The sequence below is a fragment of the [Clostridium] saccharolyticum WM1 genome, assembly GCF_000144625.1.
Lineage (GTDB): Bacteria > Bacillota > Clostridia > Lachnospirales > Lachnospiraceae > Lacrimispora > Lacrimispora saccharolytica.
The window spans coordinates 666,016-685,614 of record NC_014376.1 but is presented as its reverse complement, the minus strand read 5'-3'; the positions used below and the strand labels follow the sequence as shown (position 1 = coordinate 685,614).

The 19,599-nt window shown below is 44.7% G+C and carries 18 protein-coding genes; 2 read left to right on the top strand and 16 right to left on the bottom strand.

Features of this window, described 5'->3' with window-relative positions; all coding sequences use genetic code 11:
* Positions 1-6: 6 nt before the first annotated feature.
* The gene (trxB, locus tag CLOSA_RS03140) at positions 7-924 is read right to left on the bottom strand and encodes a thioredoxin-disulfide reductase (protein ID WP_013271335.1); all 918 of its coding nucleotides are present in this window, start codon (positions 922-924) and stop codon (positions 7-9) included.
* A 196-nt stretch (positions 925-1,120) separates the two neighbouring features.
* Here trxB and ymfI point away from each other — a divergent pair, with 196 nt between their 5' ends.
* Complete coding sequence (gene ymfI, locus CLOSA_RS03135; RefSeq protein WP_013271334.1) at positions 1,121-1,852, top strand: elongation factor P 5-aminopentanone reductase; 732 nt, start codon at positions 1,121-1,123, stop codon at positions 1,850-1,852.
* 257 nt (positions 1,853-2,109) lie between these two features.
* Here the strand turns inward: ymfI and CLOSA_RS03130 are convergent, their stop codons facing one another.
* From CLOSA_RS03130 to scfA, 12 genes are all read right to left on the bottom strand, one after another.
* Positions 2,110-2,802, bottom strand: a complete 693-nt coding sequence (locus CLOSA_RS03130; protein ID WP_013271333.1) for a D-lyxose/D-mannose family sugar isomerase — start codon at positions 2,800-2,802, stop codon at positions 2,110-2,112.
* Positions 2,803-2,852: 50 nt separating this feature from the next.
* Positions 2,853-3,692 carry a MurR/RpiR family transcriptional regulator gene (locus CLOSA_RS03125; protein WP_330362178.1) on the bottom strand — a complete coding sequence of 280 codons (840 nt, stop codon included), beginning with the start codon at positions 3,690-3,692 and terminating at the stop codon, positions 2,853-2,855.
* A gap of 56 nt (positions 3,693-3,748) precedes the next feature.
* A complete protein-coding gene (locus tag CLOSA_RS03120) occupies positions 3,749-5,107 on the bottom strand; it encodes an ADP-dependent glucokinase/phosphofructokinase (protein ID WP_013271331.1) in 1,359 nt (452 codons plus the stop codon).
* Positions 5,108-5,254: 147 nt separating this feature from the next.
* A complete protein-coding gene (locus CLOSA_RS03115) occupies positions 5,255-6,112 on the bottom strand; it encodes a ketose-bisphosphate aldolase (RefSeq protein WP_013271330.1) in 858 nt (285 codons plus the stop codon).
* 54 nt (positions 6,113-6,166) lie between these two features.
* Positions 6,167-7,003: a carbohydrate ABC transporter permease gene (locus tag CLOSA_RS03110; protein ID WP_013271329.1), complete on the bottom strand. Its 837-nt coding sequence runs from the start codon at positions 7,001-7,003 to the stop codon at positions 6,167-6,169.
* Between the two features lie 2 nt (positions 7,004-7,005).
* A complete protein-coding gene (locus tag CLOSA_RS03105) occupies positions 7,006-7,941 on the bottom strand; it encodes a carbohydrate ABC transporter permease (RefSeq protein ID WP_081442999.1) in 936 nt (311 codons plus the stop codon).
* Positions 7,942-7,995: 54 nt separating this feature from the next.
* Positions 7,996-9,342 carry an ABC transporter substrate-binding protein gene (locus CLOSA_RS03100; protein ID WP_013271327.1) on the bottom strand — a complete coding sequence of 449 codons (1,347 nt, stop codon included), beginning with the start codon at positions 9,340-9,342 and terminating at the stop codon, positions 7,996-7,998.
* A 467-nt stretch (positions 9,343-9,809) separates the two neighbouring features.
* On the bottom strand, positions 9,810-10,106 hold the full coding sequence (yajC, locus tag CLOSA_RS03095) for a preprotein translocase subunit YajC (RefSeq protein WP_013271326.1): 297 nt from the start codon (positions 10,104-10,106) through the stop codon (positions 9,810-9,812).
* Positions 10,107-10,155: 49 nt separating this feature from the next.
* The gene (tgt, locus tag CLOSA_RS03090; protein WP_041708839.1) at positions 10,156-11,295 is read right to left on the bottom strand and encodes a tRNA guanosine(34) transglycosylase Tgt; all 1,140 of its coding nucleotides are present in this window, start codon (positions 11,293-11,295) and stop codon (positions 10,156-10,158) included.
* A gap of 63 nt (positions 11,296-11,358) precedes the next feature.
* Positions 11,359-13,515, bottom strand: coding sequence for a protein translocase subunit SecDF (locus CLOSA_RS03085; RefSeq protein WP_041708837.1), 2,157 nt, complete (start codon positions 13,513-13,515; stop codon positions 11,359-11,361).
* Positions 13,516-13,625: 110 nt separating this feature from the next.
* Positions 13,626-15,020, bottom strand: coding sequence for a thioether cross-link-forming SCIFF peptide maturase (gene scfB, locus CLOSA_RS03080; RefSeq protein WP_013271323.1), 1,395 nt, complete (start codon positions 15,018-15,020; stop codon positions 13,626-13,628).
* Between the two features lie 132 nt (positions 15,021-15,152).
* Positions 15,153-15,299, bottom strand: a complete 147-nt coding sequence (gene scfA / locus CLOSA_RS03075) for a six-cysteine ranthipeptide SCIFF (RefSeq protein ID WP_002601553.1) — start codon at positions 15,297-15,299, stop codon at positions 15,153-15,155.
* Positions 15,300-15,480: 181 nt separating this feature from the next.
* On the opposite strand from scfA, the gene CLOSA_RS03070 reads away from it, so the two are divergent.
* A complete protein-coding gene (locus CLOSA_RS03070; protein ID WP_013271322.1) occupies positions 15,481-15,840 on the top strand; it encodes a TIGR04086 family membrane protein in 360 nt (119 codons plus the stop codon).
* A gap of 107 nt (positions 15,841-15,947) precedes the next feature.
* Here CLOSA_RS03070 and CLOSA_RS03065 read toward each other — a convergent pair whose 3' ends face one another.
* From CLOSA_RS03065 to clpX, 3 genes are all read right to left on the bottom strand, one after another.
* On the bottom strand, positions 15,948-17,198 hold the full coding sequence (locus tag CLOSA_RS03065; RefSeq protein WP_013271321.1) for an HlyC/CorC family transporter: 1,251 nt from the start codon (positions 17,196-17,198) through the stop codon (positions 15,948-15,950).
* Between the two features lie 186 nt (positions 17,199-17,384).
* Positions 17,385-17,852: a signal peptidase II gene (locus CLOSA_RS03060; RefSeq protein WP_013271320.1), complete on the bottom strand. Its 468-nt coding sequence runs from the start codon at positions 17,850-17,852 to the stop codon at positions 17,385-17,387.
* 75 nt (positions 17,853-17,927) lie between these two features.
* Positions 17,928-19,331, bottom strand: a complete 1,404-nt coding sequence (gene clpX, locus CLOSA_RS03055) for an ATP-dependent Clp protease ATP-binding subunit ClpX (RefSeq protein ID WP_408643005.1) — start codon at positions 19,329-19,331, stop codon at positions 17,928-17,930.
* Positions 19,332-19,599: the final 268 nt, after the last annotated feature.

The following is a 19,599-nucleotide window of genomic DNA, read 5'->3' as shown; positions in this document are numbered from 1 at the left end:
CTGTCGTTAAATCCGAGTTAAATACCGCTCTACGCTGGTAATGGCATTGGCGCCATCGGATACTGCTGTAGAAACCTGACGCAGCTGCTTGGTACGGACATCTCCTGCGGCAAAAATCCCGGGAACATTGGTTTCACAGTCTTCGGCGGCTTTAATATAGCCATGATCCATTTCCACCAGATTGTTGAAGGCTTCACTTTGGGGATTGATTCCTACAGCAATAAATACTCCATCCACTGCAAGCTTCTGGGTTTCTTCGGTTTTGGAATTCTTTATGGTCAAGGATTCCACCTGGTCTCCGCCTTCTATCTCCTCTACCACAGTATCCCAGATGACTTCTACATTTTTCTGGTGAAAGAGCTGGGTCTGCAGGGTCTTTGCCCCCCTCAGCTTGTTCCTCCTATGAATTAAGTATACCTTTTTGCACATTCTTGCCAGGAATATGGCATCCTCAATGGCAACGTCGCCGCCGCCCACAACTGCCGCCACCTTATTACGGAAAAAAGCCCCGTCACAAGTCGCGCAGTAGGAAACTCCCATGCCCGTAAGCTCCTCCTCACCAATTACGCTCAGCTTCCGGTGCTGTGCTCCGGTAGCAATGATAACGGTCTTTGTCGCATAGGTCTTCTCTTCTCCAACCACGGTAAACTCTCCGTTAGACGCTTCGATCCGAAGCACTTCATCTGTCGAAAACTCTGCTCCCAGCTTTTCCGCATGTTCCCGGAACTTCATTCCAAGGTCATAGCCGTTGATTCCGGGCAGTCCCGGATAGTTATCTACTTCATAGGTATTAAGGACCTGCCCGCCGCTGGCCATTTCCTTTTCTATGACAACCATCTTAAGCTCAGCTCTTTTACCATAAACTGCGGCCGAAAGCCCTGCCGGCCCCGACCCGATGATCACCACATCATAAATCTCATTCATATTTATCTACCTGCTTTCTCTATTCTATCTGATATTCAATTATCTTTCTTCATTATATCTCACCAGCCCTTAAGTATGCAATGCCTGGTCCGTAACAAAATCACAAATTATCAACAGCCCCTATCCGTCCACGTTGCATTCTGCCTGATGATTTGATAAAATATAAGTATCATAAACTGACAGAAAGGGTGATTTTATGGCTAAAAAAACAGTACTCATAACCGGAGCTTCCCGGGGAATCGGAAAAGCCGTTGCCGTTAAGTTTGCAAAAAAGGGTTACAACGTGGTCATCAACTGTCTTCACAGCGAAGACCGTCTTTTGCAGGTAAAAAAGGAGCTGGAAAGCTATCAGGTATCCTGTCTTTCCTGCATGGGGGACATGGGAGACATGTACCAGTGCCAGGCACTCTTTGAACAGGTGCGCAGACAGTTCGGAACACTGGATGTCCTAGTCAATAACGCAGGCATCTCCTACATTGGCCTGCTGCAGGATATGAGTCAAGATGCCTGGGACCGGATGATCCGCACCAACCTAACCTCCGTATTCAACTGCTGCAAGCTGTCCATTCCAGGAATGGTGGAAAAAAAACAAGGAAAAATCATTAATATCTCTTCTGTATGGGGAATATCCGGTGCCTCCTGCGAAGTCGCTTATTCCGCCACAAAAGGCGGTATCAACGCTTTTACAAAAGCATTGGCTAAGGAGCTGGCTCCAAGCAATATCCAGGTCAACGCCGTTGCCTGCGGCGCCATTGATACGGAAATGAATCAGTTTCTGGAGGAGGATGAATTAATCGCTCTCATCGACGAGATTCCTGCCGGACGTTTGGGAAAGGCAGAGGAAGTCGCCGACCTGGTATACCACCTGGGCTACAAAAATTCCTATTTAACCGGACAGGTTATCGGTCTTGACGGAGGCTGGATTTAAGATATAATACCCCTTACTAAATCATATGTTGAAAACCCCATGGTGTATACTGACGCCGGAATACAGGCCGGAGAGAGCCTCCACGTACGTACTGTTCGGTACACGGCGCTTTCAATAGTTGATGTGCACGGGCGGATTCGGGACTTGCACCCGTTGGAACTTGCGTCCGCCGGGCGCACTCAAGAAGTCCTTATCAGTATTTCAGCACTGATAAGGACTTCTAATATATTTACGATTCTGTTTTTGATCATTCCTTCTTAATACGTTTGCCCTGCTTCCGGATATTCATTGCAAAGCAGGCGGTACGGCGGCTCGTCTTCTTCTATTTCCGGGAACCTTCCTACCGCTGCATCATAAAACCGGTTGTCATTGTCATCATCATTGCACATGGAGACCTCTCCCAGCAGTACGCTTCCGCCTGTATCCGGGACCGCAAAATCGTGGTACATATAGGGAGTAATGGTTATACTTTCTCCCGGAGATAATTTTACTTTTGTTCCGGCAGAGACGATGCTCAGCTTCCCATCCATGCGGACAGTCACATCCGTATCCAGAATCCTTCCATCTTCCGATCCGTTATACACAGTGATATACACATCATTCCCGCCTCTGTTAATAATATCTTCCATCTTATTCCAGTGAAAATGCATGGCAGCTGTTTGCCCTTCATAAAGCATCAGCAGCTTCTCTGCATAGGTTTTTTTATATTGATCCATGTTTAAATTGCCATTGCGGATGGTGAGCAGGGAAAAACCGGTCTGGCTGAATTTTCCCAGACCAAAGTCCGTAATATCCCAGCCCAGCTTATTATCCCTGATTTCATCATATTCATGTCCCTTATCTGACCATTCCCCGGCAGTCCATTTTGTAAAAGGGGGGATTTCAAATTTGTGTTCCATGATAAGCTGCTCCATATCTTTTATTCCCTTATTAATTTCTGACCGTTTCATCAGACCGCTCCTTTCCTGTGCAGCGCCAGACTCTCCCGGGTCCATACGGGTCAATATTTATATTCAGATAAAATGACCTCAGGCTTATCTGCGTCCGTTTCCTCAATTTTTTTCCAGTTTGTCAGCAATTCCAACAATGCATCAATTAATGCCGTTTCTTTTAAGTGAGCGTAATTTTTATAATAATCAAAGGATTCCTTTCTTCCATTGGAGATCAATACGTAATCAGCCAGCTCCGATACCGGTGACTGCCTGTATCCGGTGATGGCCATCATCTTAAGACCTTTTTCCCTGGCTAATTCCATGCCTTGTATAATCTGTCTGGAACTTCCGGATTGGGAAATGGCTATAATAATATCTTCTTTATCAGCAAGATTTACATGATTCAAAAAATATTCCGGCGAGATGCCATAGGTGCATTTCACTCCCAGTCTTCCTAATCTGAAACCCATATAAAGTGCCAGAGGCATTGTATTTCCTACCGCTAAAACATGAGCCTGCCTGCATTCCTTTATCAAATTCACACAGGACCGCATATCTTCTTCATCAATGCATTCCGCTATGGCTGTTAATGAATTCACATACTTTTGGAAAATCTTCATGACAGGATTGGGGGTGTTCTGCAATTCTTCAATTTCTTCTCCCTCTTCTCTTCCCACATCCTTTGCCAGCATCAGCCGGAATTGATAATATCCCTTATATCCCAGATGATGGCACATGCGCACAACCGTTGCATCACTCACACCGCTGGCCTTTGCCAATTCAGAAACATTGGCATCCACCGCTTCCTGTGGATGTTCCAAAACAAAATCCGCTACTTTCTTCTCCGCTGAGAATATTTTTGCATAATTATCCTTGATCACTTCCAATACGGGTTTGTCTAACATCATGTCCCTCCCTTCATACCTTATTATATTGCCGTAAATCACGCCCTTTTTCAAGCTTTTTATTCAAAACACAGCTGCACGCCGGCTACAAAGGAATCTCCTAATCCAATGGTATACCTTGGTTTGTCAATGTATTTCGACGGCACGAAAACCACCTCCCAGGGAAAATGCTCTTTTGCTGTCAATTCCCTGTTTCTCATTCCTTTTTCACTTAAGGGCAGCTTTATGACTTCACGGATCTGTTCTTTTGTACCATACCACCCATTGACCGCCTTTGCAGTGGCCAGCATATTGCCCAGCATTAATCCTTTTTCAATATCCCCGCTTAATGTTTCTCCAAGATACATGGAATAATCCTTGGTGTGTACAATGATTCCTTTTTTTACAGAAAACCGTTCTTTGATATAGTCTGCTCCCTTTATGCAGGAATGGATATCATTGATTTCTATGGGGAAATCATACATGCTGAGGGTGTACTCTAATTCTTCTTCATTTAAACTCAAAATATCAACATAGGGATAAAGCGTCTCCAGGCATACCTGCCGGATTTCCTTATTATGATAATGTGCATCTTCAAAATATACGATGCCAGCCTCATTGTTTGCCTTATATTTTTTGATATGTTCCTTTACATAAGCCAGCCTTTGTTCCAAGATCCCTTTATCCTGAATGGCATTAAAGCTGGAAAGGACATTGCTCTTAATATTTGCGGCATGAGTTTCTACGTAGGTGAAGAAGGAATCCGAGAAAGGAAGCGCTTCATTGACTGTAATTTTGGTTATGATCAGTCTGTTTGAGGCTGGAATTGTGATCTTCTGGCTGCCAAGGCAAATCACATCTCCCTTTTTAAACTGAATGATATAATGTATTTCCTGCTCTGCTGTTTGTGTAATCTGATCTGTATGGATTAATTCTCCTTTGTTGGAAACCGTATAAATATATGGTGAATTTAAAATATCGCATACTTCTTTGGAATCATCTGTCAAATGAATGATGGAAGGGCATGTGACTGCTGCCAAAGCCATAGCCCCCTGGGTCGCAGTCCCGCCCATGCCTTTTTTTACTTCAAACGTATCCCTGATTATACCGAAATCCGAGATATCAACTTCTCCGCCGATTCCATGGGTGCAGAAATACACAATGGTTTCCAAAAACCCCTCCATATCCGTGATCTCTTTTGAGGCTTTCATTCCGGCTAGATCCCCATTGGGAAGAGATCTGCTTAAAAGCTCATTGAATACTTCTATTTGAAAATCACACAATACATCCAGATTACTGGTGTAACCCAGTGCCGTGAAAGCATTCTTTTCAATTCTTCTTCTGATCAATGGTTCTATTTGTTCAAATGTTTCAATATATTTTTCCTCTGCCTTCATTCTATCCGCCCGCCCTCTCATGCTATATATGCCATTTCCCATAAAAAGATCTGCTCCAGTCTGCACGTCTCACTTTGGGGCATATTTGCTCCAAATTTGGTTGGCCTAATCCGCTGTGCACCTTCAGCCGGAACAAATCTCCTACAAAGTGTAACGCACATCTTGGAACATGCAGTCTTCAGCCACACCCTAGTAACGTGCAGCCTTTCCGTCCGCCTTAAAAAGCCGGATCTTGTGATATGCCACTTCCTTCATGGCTTCTATGCACGGCGGTTCAATCATATTGGGTTCCCGAAGGCTGCCGTCTTTTAAAACCTCTCTCATTTTCATGTAATATGCCGCTTTAATATCGCTGGAAATATTGATCTTATTGACCCCTAATGCTACTGATTCCCCGATCTCTTTATCCGGATTATTGGATCCTCCATGGAGTACCAGGGGAATGGATACTTTGGATTTGATCTCTTTTAATAAATCCAGCTTTAATTCCGGCTTCATTCCGGCAGGGTATAATCCGTGGCAGGTTCCGATCGCGATTGCCAGTGTATCAACCCCTGTCTCCTCTACAAATTTAGCGGCATCATCCGGTTTTGTATAAATAATCACCTGATTTTCTGTTTCTGCGGAATCGGTGGTTCCGATTGTGCCCAGTTCGCCCTCTACCGATACATCTGCCCCATGTGCCGCTTCACATACCTTTTTGCAAACAGCAATATTTTCTTCAAAAGGAAGGCTGGAGCCGTCTATCATAACAGAGGTATATCCTGCCTGAATGGCAATCATGATCTGTTCAAAGGATGAGCCATGATCCAGATGGATGCATACCGGTATCTTTGTTTTATAAGCCCTCTGCCTGATTGCCTGAATGATATCTGTTCCAATATGGCTCAATTCATCGGGATGGATCGAAATAATAACCGGTGCATGTTCCTCTTCTGAGGCCTCCATAATTCCATTGAACATCGCATAGGAGCTGATGTTAAATGCAGGCACAGCAAAATTGTTTTCATTTGCAGCCGCCAGCAGTTCTTTCATGTTTAATAGCATAGTTTTTTCCTCCAACTTTTTTATTAGATTTCCGTTTCCGGATAATCATACGTATTAATTTTTTACAGCTCCTGCTGTCATTCCGGCAATAAAGTACCGCTGGAAAAACAAAAAGAGCATCAATACCGGCAAGGAGCCCAAAACGCTCATGGACATCATTTGATTCCACTCATACGCATGCTGCCCCATGAGTAAACTGATGCCCACCGGTACCGTCCGCATTTCATTTGTTTTGGTCAATGCCAATGCAAACAAATATTCATTCCATGCCTGCATGAAGGTATACATTCCCACGGAAACCAGTCCGGGAACTGATACCGGGACCAGCACAGTCCAAAGAGCCACAAACCTGGAACCGCCGTCAATCATTACCGCTTCATCTAAATCCTTTGGCAGAGTATTCATGTATCCCGTAATCATCAAAATGGCATAGGGCAATGTAAACAGCATATACGTAAGGATCAGCGCTCCAAAAGTATTATATAATTTCAAGCTGACAATCAGGCTTAAATATGGGATCAGAAGGGTGATGGGAGGTACTGCCTGCACGCTGACGATGAGGGTATTGATAACGCTTTTTCCCGGAAAATTAAAACGGCTGAAACTGTACGATGCAAGTATCCCAATAATCAGGGTCAAAATTACCACAAGCATTGCAATGCAATAGCTGTTGATAAAAAATCTCACCTTTTCAGGATTGTGAAAGATGGAACTATATGCTTTCAAACTGAAATTCTCTGATATCCATATAGGCGGCCATGCAAAGATTTCCCCATTGGGTTTCAAGGAGCTGAGGAGCATCCATAATATGGGGAACCCCGAAAACAGCGCTCCGGCTCCCAGAAGGATCATAATCAATAGTTTTATGTACCACTTTTTCTTTCCTACCATAATCAGTCCCTCTCTCTCTGATGCCGCACATAAAAAACTGCTATGACGGAACAAACAACCAGTAAGATCACTGCCGATGCAGAGGCCTGGGAATATTGATACTTACTGAATCCCCTTTTATAAATAAATGTACTTATCATTTCTGTGGCATTGATCGGTCCCCCGCCTGTGGTCATCCAGATCAGGGCAAACTGCTGTATGGTCCACACAAAATCCAGCATGAACAAGCTGATAATAATGGGCTTTAACTGGGGAATGGTAATGCGGATAAACTGCTGTACTGCATTGGCCCCGTCAATGGCCGATGCCTCATAAAGATCCGTGGGTATCCCCTGAAGTCCTGCCAGGATGCTGACCATATAAAATGGATATCCAGCCCATATATTGATCAGCGTTACTGAAAATAATGCGAAATTCCGGGAACCCAGCCATTCGATATGGGAAGATGTGAGATTCGTGATTTGCAGTAAGTAGTTTATAATTCCATTGGGATTCATCATCATTTTCCATAAGATGGCGATAACTGATGCCGTAAACATCCAGGGCAATACATAAATCACCCGGAAAAATGCTTTCAAATTTATTCCTATATACCTTGTATTGAGAAGTATGGCAAACAGCATTCCTAAAAACATATGAACAATTACGCTGGCCCCCACAAAAAACAAGGTGTTTTTCACTGCAACAAAAAAAGTTTTGTCTGACAGGATCATGGCATAGTTCTTTAGCCCGGCAAATACAGGATCTTTCTTGACAATTACATTATCAAAAAACGAATACCGGACCACCATGCAGATGGGGATAATCAGCAATAAAAGCATCAGCACAATCGTTGGAAGGAGATAAAGGTAAGGTTCACGCTTTCTTTTCATTGCCTGTAACGTCTTACCGCTGCTTTCCTTTTTCGTTGTTTCTCTTTCCTTAGCCAACTCACTCATTCCCTCCTTTTTAAGATCAGGCTGCACTTTTCTATCATGCAGCCTGACTGGTTGTTATTGGAATGCTCCCTGCCAAATTTCCTGTGTTGCGGACAGCATATCAGCGGTTGAAGCCGTATCCCCGTCAATGGATAACTGTAATTGCTCATCAAACTGTCTCATTAATTCTTCTGATGTGGGAAGCCCGGTAAATTCATTGATTGCGTAGCACTGCTGGTATAATTCATATGCTTTTACAAATAACTCATCCGCTTTGGAATAGTCTGGTTTGGCATTTATATTTCCAGGGAAGGCATTTGCATACACTGCAAGCCTGGCATTTACTTCAGGACTCATTAGGTATTCCACAAACTTCATGGCTTCTGCTTTATGCTCGCAGTTTTCTGCAATCCCAATGCCCCAGTTGGCCACATCCATCCCGCTCTTTCCTGTATAACCTTCTTTTACCGGAACAGGCATGAATTCAAATTTTAAGTCAGGCGCTTCTTTCTTGATCGTTGTCAAATGGGCAAGTGAATCCGTCATAAATGCAACGCGGCCGTTTGTAAACTCCTCCACCATATCTGCTTCTTTCATGGAATAAGCACCCGGTGCAACCACACCTGCATCGAATAAACCTTTTACAAAATCAACGGTATCTGCCATAAGCGGATTATCTGTCAAAGCCGGTTTCCCATCCTTTAGCATGATTCCGCCTGAAGCCCATAACCAGCTCATGAAATTGTTCTGGATCCCGCTGGGTGATTCTGTTGATAAGGGAATGGCCCAGCCTGCAGCTCCTTTATTTGCTGCTGAAACTTTTTTACAGGCTTCCGTAAATTCCCCCCATGTCTTGGGAATTTCTGAAATACCCGCTGATTCTAACAGCGTTTTATTGACATACATGGGATAAGCAAAGTTGACCACCGGGATCATATATGTTTTTCCCTCTACTTTTATCTGATCAGATAATTGTCCGTCATCATAACCATCTGCTGACATCAGCTCCGTCATATTGGTAATGGAACCCTGTTTTGCAAAATCATAAACCCATGATCCGTCAAGACCTACTACATCTGCCATGGTTCCTGCCGCCGCTCCGGCTGCAATCTGTGTCTTGGTATCTGCATACGGATTGCTTAATAATTCGATTTTCACCCCTGATTGTTCTGTGAATCCATCGCAGATTTCCTTAAGGACACCATCTGGTAATTCTACCCCCCACCATTGCTGAAATTCCAGTGTGACCTCTCCTCCGCTTGTTTCGCTTCCTGCTGACGACCCTTGCGCAGTTGTCGTTTGCTGCGCTGTTTCTGTCTGTGCAGATTCTGTTGTCTGGCCTCCGCATCCCATCAGACTGACCGTCATACCTGCTGCCAGCAAAGCAGCCAGACTTTTTTCCATAAACATGCTCATTTTCATCTATGTAGCCCTCCAATACATGATTCGTATTCATTGCTGAATACGGTTTGTGTTTACATCTCGAATTGTAAATGAATTTTTATTTCATGTCAATATCATAATGTAATAATATTTCTTTTCGGAATTATTGCTAATTATTACTGTAAAATCTGGTTTTTGGCTCATACTTTTTGTGGTAATTATATATAATTCTTTGTGAATGCCTTATCATATATTTTTTCTAAGAAATTTCATTTCATCATAGCCAAAAAAGATCCCATGCTGACGGGAGAATCTGGAGCGCTTACGTATGAAGAGCAGGAAGTCTGCTTTTGTAGAATCTCCCGCCGGAGGACTTTTAAATTACAAGACACACGTTTCTATGATATAAAAAAATCCGCCACTACCGTGACGGTTAAAAACAATCGGCCCCCCCAAAAAAAAAGCACCCGGAAAAAGTAAACCTCTTTCCGGGTACCCTGTTTTTTTTAAGCCTGTGCCTTTTCAACTTGTACAATCGCAGTCTTCTGCATAGGAATCCTGCAGTTCTTATTATTGCCAAATTCTACGATCACTGTATCATCGGTCATATCAATGATGACACCATAAAAACCACTTGAAGTCAAAACACTGTCGCCGATTGCAATGTTTGCAAACATCTCCTGCTGTTTCTTTTTTTCTCTCTTCTGCGGTCTGATTGCGATAAAATACATGAAACCAAAGATTACTGCGATGTAAATAACCCAGAAACCAATGCCCATAGTACCGCCCGTTGCTGATAACATAACCATTTCCTCCTTATATAACGATCCGCCGCCTGCTTGTCCCCCCTTTTCAGGAAGTCTGCCCCGCCATCATGCGGTCAAGCTTCTGTTCCTTGTACTCCCCATAACGGTGATTCTCGATTGCGTCGCGGATCTCTTCCATCATTGTATTATAAAAATACAAATTATGCAAGACACATAATCTCATGCCAAGCATTTCTTTTGCCTTTAGAAGATGCCTGATATAGGCTCTGCTGTAGGAACGGCAGGCCGGACATCCGCAGCCTTCTTCAATGGGCTTATGATCCAGTTCATATTTGATATTGAATAAATTCATTTTTCCATGATTGGTGTACACATGACCGTGACGTCCGTTTCTTGACGGATAAACGCAGTCGAAAAAGTCCACTCCCCTGTCCACAGACTCTAAAATGTTGGCAGGGGTTCCCACACCCATCAGATAGGTGGGCTTATTCTCCGGGAGATACGGAACCGTCTCCTCTAAGATCCGGTACATTTCCTCATGACTTTCTCCCACAGCAAGGCCGCCTAAGGCATAACCGTCTAAGTCCATGGCAGAAATGGTTTTGGCATGGGCGATCCGGATGTCCTCAAAGGTTCCGCCCTGATTAATGCCGAACAGAAGCTGCTCCTTATTTAAGGTATCCGGCAGTGAATTGAGCCTTGCCATCTCGTTCCGGCACCGTTCCAGCCATCTGGTGGTACGGTCTACACTGTTCTGCATATATTCCCTGGTGGCCGGATGAGGAGGGCATTCGTCAAAGGCCATGGCTATGGTAGATGCCAGATTGGACTGGATCTGCATACTCTCCTCCGGACCCATGAAGATTCTGTGCCCGTCAATATGGGACTGGAAGTAAACCCCTTCCTCCTTTATTTTCCGTAAGCCGGTCAGGGAAAACACCTGAAATCCTCCGGAGTCAGTGAGAATGGGGCGGTCCCAATTCATAAACCGGTGGAGACCGCCAAATTCCTTAATTAATTTATCGCCGGTTCGGACATGAAGATGATAGGTGTTTGACAGCTCCACCTGGGTTTTGATCTCACGAAGGTCATCCGTAGAAACAGCCCCCTTAATGGCTCCCACCGTACCCACATTCATGAACACCGGGGTCTGGACCGTACCGTGGACGGTGGTCACCGATCCCCGTTTTGCACGTCCATCCCTTGCAATAATCTTATAATTCATTTGCATTTCCTTTTCCTGCCCAGGTCTTCCGGGCATGAGGGATACCCCCAGGGCGTCCCTTTCTTAAGATTTCTTTCCGTGGTTAGCAGTTACTTTTGCCGTTTCCTTTTTCCCCTTTTTTTGAACCGTCATCACATACCACAGAGAACCTGTTATGCATACGGAAGAATACGTACCGCATACGATACCAACCATCAGCGGCAAAGCAAATTCACGTATGGAGGACACTCCCAGGATATACAGAACAAACACCATGATAAAGGTCGTCAGGGAGGTATTGATGCTTCTTGTAAGGGTCTGGCTGATACTTAAGTTCACAACTTCTTCCAGCCCAAGCTTTACCTGGGTCTTTAAATACTCCCGGATACGGTCAAAGATCACAATGGTGGCATTGATGGAATAACCTACAATGGTCAGCATGCATGCAATAAAGGTAGAGCCAACGGACCACTTTAACAGGGCATAAAAGGTCAGCACGATGAGAACGTCATGCACCAGGGCAAGGACAGCGCTTCCAGCAAACCGGATATCCTTGAAGCGGAACCAGATATAAAGAAGCATGCAGATGGTAGCGATGATTACGGCAATCATGGCATCCCGCTTCATTTCCTGGCTGATGGCTCCGGATATGCTTTCCGCAGTGATCTTTTCCGACTCTACGCCGAAATGATCCACCATGGCCTTATTCAGGGCTTCACGCTCATCCACGGTCAAGGTTCTGGTCTTAATGATCACTTCATTGGTACCTGCAACCTTCTGGGTCTGAACATCCGCATCCTTTGTTATGCCTTCTACTACAGGCACTACTTCCGATGATATCTTTTCCAGGGACATGTCCTCATTAAAGGTCACGTTGGTGGAAGTACCGCCCTTAAACTCCATGCTGTAATTTAAAATGCTTCCTGTCTGGGATTTATTGACTCCCAAAAATGCAAGACCTACAACTATCACAAGCAGAGAACCCGCAAACCACAGCTTCTTTTTGGAGAGGAAACGGATCACCTTTCCTGCTTTCTTGATTCCATAATACTTGGGATCCTCAAAGCCTAAGTGGAACAGCATGTTTAAAACGAATTTCGTAATAAAGAGAGCCGTTATCATGGATAAAACAATACCGATCGCCAGGGTGGAGGCAAAGCCCTTTACCGTACCGGAGCCTCTCCAGAACAGAACGCCTGCCGCGATCAGGGTGGTTACGTTTCCGTCAATGATTGCGGACAGCGCTTTATTGAATCCTGCCTGAATGGCAGACTTAACCGTCTTGCCATAACCGATTTCTTCTTTGATACGTGTGAAAATAATAACATTTGCATCCACCGCCATCCCCACAGATAGAATAATACCTGCGACACCCGGAAGGGTCAGAGTCACTTCAAATGCAGACAGAAGGACTAAAATAATACCCACATAAATGGATAATGCAATCACGGAAGCAATTCCTGGGATTAAATATACCACTACCATAAATACTGCCAGAATGGCAAAACCAATGGCGCCAGCCTTTAAACTGGTGGTAATGGCCTCCTGTCCCAGCTTGGCTCCTACTACATTGGAGCGAAGCTCTTCCAGTTCCAGAGAAAGGGAACCGATGCGGATGGTGGAAGCCAGTGTTTCCGCTTCCTCATAAGAGGTCATGCCGCTGATCTGGCATTGTCCCTGGGTAATGGCCTCTCTGACCACAGGATTGGAATACATTTTGCCGTCATAGATAATGGCAATCCGTTTTCCCACATTCTTGGTGGTAACATCTGCGAATAGATTCTTTCCTTCCTCTGTAAAGGTCAGATCCACCATATATTCCTTGATGCCGTTATTCTCGGTGATTACCGGCTTTGCCGTTGCCACCTGATTTCCGTTTAATATGGTTTTACCGGTTTCATCTGCAAAAATCAGAGAACCTGGCTTTCCAAGCTCTTCCAATATTGTATTGGCATCTGAGACACCTGGAATATCAACATTAATCCGGTTGTTTCCTTCCTGGTAGACCTCAGCCTCTGTGCTGTAATTCTGAACCCTTTGCTGCAGCTTATAAATGGTATCTTTCATATCTTCAGCGCTGGGATTTTCTTCTTTTGCCTGGTAAGTAATGCTGACCCCCCCTGCCAGATCCAGACCTAGCTTAATGTCGCTCATCGTGGTATAGCCAAAATAAGCAAATAATCCAACCAATGCCAGTGAAACAATCAGCCCTAACAGGCCCTTGCCTTTGTTACTTTTCATCACTCTTCTCCTTTCCTGTTCCTTGCCATGCTTTTGGGTCATGAAGAAGAATACCCGCCGGATAGTTCCCCTTCCTTGCCCATGGCTTTTGGCCATAATGCGGCTCCTTCTTACTCTTTGGCCAAAGCTGCCTTGATCATAATGGCGCATTCAATCCGTTTCTTCTGCATTTCACAACCGATTTCATAAACATCCGTGATGCTTCCATGAAAGTTATTGGAATTGGCCGCACAGCCTCCGCTGCAGTAAAATCTTGCAAAGCAATCCCTGCACTTCTCCTTGGCATAGACATTGCAAAGCTTAAACTCATCACGGATCTGTAAATTTGTCACACCTGTATCTACATTGCCGAGAAGGAATTTTTCCTCACCGACAAACTGGTGGCATGGATAAAGATCTCCCCAGGGAGTTACTGCCAGATACTCCGTCCCCGAACCGCAGCCGGACAGGCGCTTTGCCACGCAGGGCCCCTGATTCAAATCAATATTAAAATGGAAGAAATGAAACCCTTTTCCTTCCTTTTGCCTGCTGATGTATTCCACTGCAAGCTTATCATATTCCTCTAGGATCTGAGGAAGATCTTCTTCCCTGATGGCATATTCCTCTGACGGCTGGGCTACCACAGGCTCTATGGACATGCTTGAAAAGCCAAGATCCGCAAATTCCAGGACATCCTTTGCAAAATCCATATTCTGGCGGGTAAAAGTGCCCCTGATATAATAATCCTTAGTCCCTCTAAGCTGAGCAAACTTCTGGAATTTGGGAACGATCAGGTCATAGCTGCCCTTTCCGCTGCGGAAAGGACGCATCCTGTCATTGACCTCTTTACGGCCATCAAGACTTAAGACCACATTGCTCATTTCCCGGTTACAGAATTCCATGATCTCATCGTTTAACAGAACGCCGTTGGTGGTCATGGTAAAGCGGAAGTTCTTATTATATTCTTTCTCTTTTTTCCGGCCGTATTCAACAAGCTGTTTTACTACATCCCAGTTCATCAGCGGCTCGCCGCCAAAGAAATCCACTTCCAGATTCCTTCGGTTGCCGGAATTGGCAATGAGAAAGTCCAGGGCCTTTTTCCCCACTTCAAAGGACATCAGCGCCCTCCGGCCATGGTATTCCCCCTCTTCCGCAAAGCAATATTTGCAGGCCAGGTTGCAGTCATGAGCAATATGTAAGCAAAGTGCTTTTACCACTGTGCTCCGCTTTTTAAAATCGACTACGTAATCGTGATACAGATCCTTTGTAAACAGCTCTCCCCTGTCGATAAGATACTGGATTTCCTCCAGGGCTTCCTTTACCTCTGTTTCTCCGTATGGTTCAGAAAGACGGCGGATGACTTCTTGTCCAACCTCTTCTCCCAGGTTCTGAGGCTCTTCCATCTCCGGCACCATGCCTGCTGCAATCTTCACCGCGTCATACATGACCGGATCCACCGAATGAACGGAACCGCTGTTGACATCCATAATAATATGGAAGCCGTTGTTAATATATTGATGAATCACTTGTATTCTCCTTAATTGAATAAATTAACCTATAATCGGTTTTGGGCAGACAAGCGAAGGAACCCCTACCGTCGTAACGACCGTAGGGGCATCTGCTTATCTGCCTTATGGCTGTTCTATACAGTTAAAAAATTAACGGTTGCTGTTCTCGCAGCTCTGGTTTCCTACTGTACAGGATGTTTTGCAGGCTGACTGGCAGGAAGTCTGGCACTCGCCGCAGCCGCCTTTTTTCATGGACTCTTTTAATGTACTGGAATTTAATGTCTTCACGTGTTTCATATACTTACACCTCCTGTATTTGCCTAATTCTTTGAGATTATACCACATGTTTTCAGTGAGTGCAAGATGATTTACCCCAGGGAGAACGGGCCGAAAGGATTTTATTATGGGGACATCCAAGAATATCCGCCATACCCATAGAATATACTGAACCATAAGACAAGACATAAGGAGTAGTCAAATGGAAAAATCAAAGCTTCAGGTCACACTGAGAAACCTTCTTATCACCTACATACTGACCGGAATCCTGCTGGTGGTCCTGGCCTTAGCACTTTATAAATTCCGGCTGAAAGAAGGACAGATACGCCTGGGTGTCAATGCGGTTTATATTATCGCATGTCTCTTTGGGGGAGTCTTAATGGGAAAAAGCATACGGAACAGAAGATTCTTCTGGGGCCTTTTGCTGGGGCTTCTATATTTCCTGGTGCTGTTAGCCGTATCCTTTTTCTTAAACAAAGGATTAAACGGCTCCTTGAACCAGCTCCTCACCACCATGGCCATTTGCGCAGTCAGCGGAACTGCAGGGGGGATGCTCAGTTAACGGGCGGGGCTTTAAAAAGAGCAATAGGGAGAGAAAAGCCATATGCTTTTCTCTCCCTATCTTCCCGCCTTCCGTTTAAGGAGCGGAAGGCGCCGCCGGGAAAAGGCCTAGTGCGGCAAATACATCCGCACCTTATCAATCCTGTTCTTGTCCAGCTCATCTACAACAAGACGGATTCCGCAATAGACAACCTCCTCCCCCTGTTCCGGGAGCCGGTCAAGCTGTCCGATGATCAGGCCGCCGATGGAATCATAATCCTCGGATTCCAGCTCCAGCTCCAGCCGGTCATTTAAGTCATCAAGCTTCATAGAGCCCTCCACCAGATATTCATAGGGCGCCACCTCAATCAGCTCATTTTCTTCATCCTCATCATACTCATCCCTGATCTCTCCAACGATTTCTTCCAGTAAGTCCTCCAGGGTAATCATTCCTGCTGTTGCTCCGTATTCATCCAGAACAATGACAACATTATTACAGGTCTGGCGCATCTCCAACATAAGCTCCGCAGTCTTTTTATACTCGTATGTATAGAGAGGCTCTCTTAAAAAATTCCTGATGTGAAAGTCATCGCTCCTGTCAACCAGAAGCAGATCCTTCATGTTAATAATGCCGATTACATTGTCATTGGTTTCCTCATATACCGGAATCCTGGTGTACATTTCCTGCCGGAAAATATCGATCAGTTCATCATAAGCGGCATTAACCTCCACCAGGGTCATGTCAATGCGGGGGATCATAATGTCCCGTGCCACGGAATCACCAAAGTCAAACACGTTGTTGATGATTTTTCTTTCTTCCGACTCAATCACGCCTTCCTCATGGCTTACATCCACGATTGTCCGCAGTTCATCCTCTGTGATCGCATCCAGCTTCCGGTTAGGATTCACATGGACAAAGCGCAAAAAGCCTGAAGAAAGTATCTGAATCAGATAAATGACCGGCGTCATGACGGTCATAAAACCATAAATTACTTTCGCATATTTTAAAGATATTGATTCGGAATACAAAGTAGAGATGGTTTTCGGGGAAATCTCGCCGAACACCAGAATGACCAGAGTAAGGATACCGGTTCCAATGCCTATGGCCTTACTGCCCCAAATGCTCATGACCAGGGTGGTGGACATGGAAGAAGCAGTTAAGTTTACCACATTGTTACCGACCAGAATCGCACTGAGCATCTTACCCTGGTTTTCTAAAATCTTAATCAGCGTTGCTGCATTCTTATTGCCTGCTTCCGCTAAATTCCTGATTCTGATCTTGTTCACCGTAGTAAGGGCAGTCTCAGCCGATGAGAAAAATGCCGACACTCCAACTAAAAAAATCAACGTAAGCAACTGTATATAGTCACTCGAATCCAAAAATATCAACTCCTGTTTTTTAAATTTTTTATATCTGTGATCCTAGGGCATCCGCCTGCATATCCCCATGCCCGGTGAAGCAGGGCACGATGTTCACAAATCCAAGGCTGAACGATGCTTCAACTTTGTCATTGATTCTACAATAGAAAAGCGGCCATGTCAAGAAGACAGCCGCTTTTTTCCGTGTCACTGTTCTTTAAAAGCCTTAATTATTTCTATAATAAGCATAATTCCGGCTCCCAGAAAGATAAACATATCTCCCAGATTGAATACTACCTTTTTAAGTCTTCCATACTGAATGCTGAAATAATCCACCACATAATGGCGGACCAGCCTGTCATATAAATTGCTGACCGCGCCTCCCAGGGCAACGGACAAGGCCAGTTTTTCCCAGACGTTCCCCTTTTTTTGAAGAAGGCATGCCAGCATTCCGCCGATAAAGGACGCCACCGCAAGGGGAATCATCTGTACCAGGGACCGGTGATCCTTAAAGCAGCCAAAGGAAAAACCGGCATTATGATTCTTTTGCAGCAAGATCTTTCCGCCGCTTCCCTCCAGTTCCTTTGGAAAGCCGGCTTCATCCTGATCCTCAATGGCACTTTTTATGAGAAGATCCAGGGAAGCCAGTAATACGATGATACTGATAAATACCATGACCCACACTCCTTCCGTCCTTATTATCTCCACTTCTTTGAGTTTTTTATCCTTTGTCCGGGAATTCCCGCATCATCAGCACCTCATCTGGATGAGGGGGCCGCCGTTTTTATCCAGGTAAGCTCTTGTAATGACAACGGATCCGATGTTGGGATCCTTGGGAACCTCATACATAATATCGAGCATGAAATTTTCTATGATGGCTCTTAGCGCTCTTGCTCCGGTCTTTTTCTTCAGAGCTTCTTCTGCGATCCATTCCAATGCCTCATCTTCAAAGACAAGATTCACCTCATCAAGCTCCAGAAGCCTTTTATATTGCTTTAATATAGCGTTCTTAGGTTCTTTCAGCACCCGGACCAGCAGGTCCTTATCCAGGGATTCCAGGGTTACCGTAATAGGCAGACGTCCTAAAAATTCCGGTATCATGCCAAATTTGCGCAGATCTTCATTTGTTACATGAGACAGGATATTAGGATCCTTCTCATAACGATCCTTTAATTCTGCGGAAAAACCAATGGACGATTTTTCCTTCAGCCGTTCCTTGATTATATCCTCCAGATCAGGAAACGCTCCGCCGCAGATAAAAAGAATGTTCTCAGTGCTGACTGCAGTCATTGGGGTAAGTGCATTTTTCTGGTTGGAGCCTACCGGTACTTCCACCGTACTTCCCTCTAAAAGCTTCAAAAGCTCCTGCTGTACAGACTCCCCGCTTACATCCCTGCTGCTTGTGCTCTTCTTTTTTGCAATTTTATCGATCTCATCAATGAAAATAATACCACGTTCCGCCTTGTCCACATCATTGTCAGCCGCCGTCAGCAGCTTAGAAACCACACTTTCTATGTCATCGCCGATATATCCGGCTTCTGTAAGAGAGGTGGCGTCGGCAATAGCCAGCGGAACATCAAGAAGCCTTGCCAGTGTTTTTACCAGGTAAGTCTTTCCGCTTCCCGTAGGTCCGATCATTAATATGTTGGACTTTTCGATCTGCACATTTTCTTCTTCATCCTTTTTCCTGGAATCCGTTAAGTATACTCTTTTGTAATGATTATAAACGGCTACGGAAATCACCTTTTTGGCCTGTTCCTGACCGATTACATAATCATCCAGCTTCCTTCTGATGACATGAGGCGCCGGAATATCCTTTCGTTTCAGTTCCTGTCCAGGCTCTTTTTCGGATCGTTTTTTCACCCTCTGCTTATTGGGTATCTCCAGATCCTTTTTATTTATACTGCCAAGATCACTTAAATTCAGGTTCATATAAGGCATATTCTGAATCTTTGTTATATCAAATCCGCCCTGAGATACAGAATCAAATGCCTTCTGCATACAGTCATGGCATAGATTCATTCCGCCCGGCATGGAAACCATAGGCCCGGTTACATTCTCCGGCCTGCGGCACACATAGCAGATTTTTTCATACTCATCTTCTTCCTTTTTCTTGTTGCCGGCCAGAGAGCTGCCGGCAGCTGTATCTTCCATCTTTTCTTCCGGAAAATCCTTCTCGTTCAAGCTGTAATCTCCTTCTATCTGTAATTATGCACCGATACCAGATTATTATAAAGCATTTAAAAGGCTCTTACAAGTGCGGACCTGCAATTTAGTTTTTTTTAATTCTTTCTTTTAATACCAGTCAGCGACCGCAAAACCATGCACGAAAAAACAGCATGGAAAATTGAATAGATAAATTTTCCATGCTGTCAGATCATATCTCCCTTATTTCACAATCAAGGAACCGGAATCTGTTTTG

Coding starts and splice junctions, on each gene's coding strand:
- trxB (WP_013271335.1), bottom strand. CDS start 924: ATGAATGAGATTTATGATGTGGTGATCATCGGGTCGGGGCCGGCAGGG.
- ymfI (WP_013271334.1), top strand. CDS start 1,121: ATGGCTAAAAAAACAGTACTCATAACCGGAGCTTCCCGGGGAATCGGA.
- CLOSA_RS03130 (WP_013271333.1), bottom strand. CDS start 2,802: ATGAAACGGTCAGAAATTAATAAGGGAATAAAAGATATGGAGCAGCTT.
- CLOSA_RS03125 (WP_330362178.1), bottom strand. CDS start 3,692: ATGATGTTAGACAAACCCGTATTGGAAGTGATCAAGGATAATTATGCA.
- CLOSA_RS03120 (WP_013271331.1), bottom strand. CDS start 5,107: ATGGGAAATGGCATATATAGCATGAGAGGGCGGGCGGATAGAATGAAG.
- CLOSA_RS03115 (WP_013271330.1), bottom strand. CDS start 6,112: ATGCTATTAAACATGAAAGAACTGCTGGCGGCTGCAAATGAAAACAAT.
- CLOSA_RS03110 (WP_013271329.1), bottom strand. CDS start 7,003: ATGGTAGGAAAGAAAAAGTGGTACATAAAACTATTGATTATGATCCTT.
- CLOSA_RS03105 (WP_081442999.1), bottom strand. CDS start 7,941: ATGAGTGAGTTGGCTAAGGAAAGAGAAACAACGAAAAAGGAAAGCAGC.
- CLOSA_RS03100 (WP_013271327.1), bottom strand. CDS start 9,342: ATGAAAATGAGCATGTTTATGGAAAAAAGTCTGGCTGCTTTGCTGGCA.
- yajC (WP_013271326.1), bottom strand. CDS start 10,106: ATGTTATCAGCAACGGGCGGTACTATGGGCATTGGTTTCTGGGTTATT.
- tgt (WP_041708839.1), bottom strand. CDS start 11,295: ATGAATTATAAGATTATTGCAAGGGATGGACGTGCAAAACGGGGATCG.
- CLOSA_RS03085 (WP_041708837.1), bottom strand. CDS start 13,515: ATGAAAAGTAACAAAGGCAAGGGCCTGTTAGGGCTGATTGTTTCACTG.
- scfA (WP_002601553.1), bottom strand. CDS start 15,299: ATGAAACACGTGAAGACATTAAATTCCAGTACATTAAAAGAGTCCATG.
- CLOSA_RS03070 (WP_013271322.1), top strand. CDS start 15,481: ATGGAAAAATCAAAGCTTCAGGTCACACTGAGAAACCTTCTTATCACC.
- CLOSA_RS03060 (WP_013271320.1), bottom strand. CDS start 17,852: ATGGTATTTATCAGTATCATCGTATTACTGGCTTCCCTGGATCTTCTC.
- clpX (WP_408643005.1), bottom strand. CDS start 19,331: ATGGAAGATACAGCTGCCGGCAGCTCTCTGGCCGGCAACAAGAAAAAG.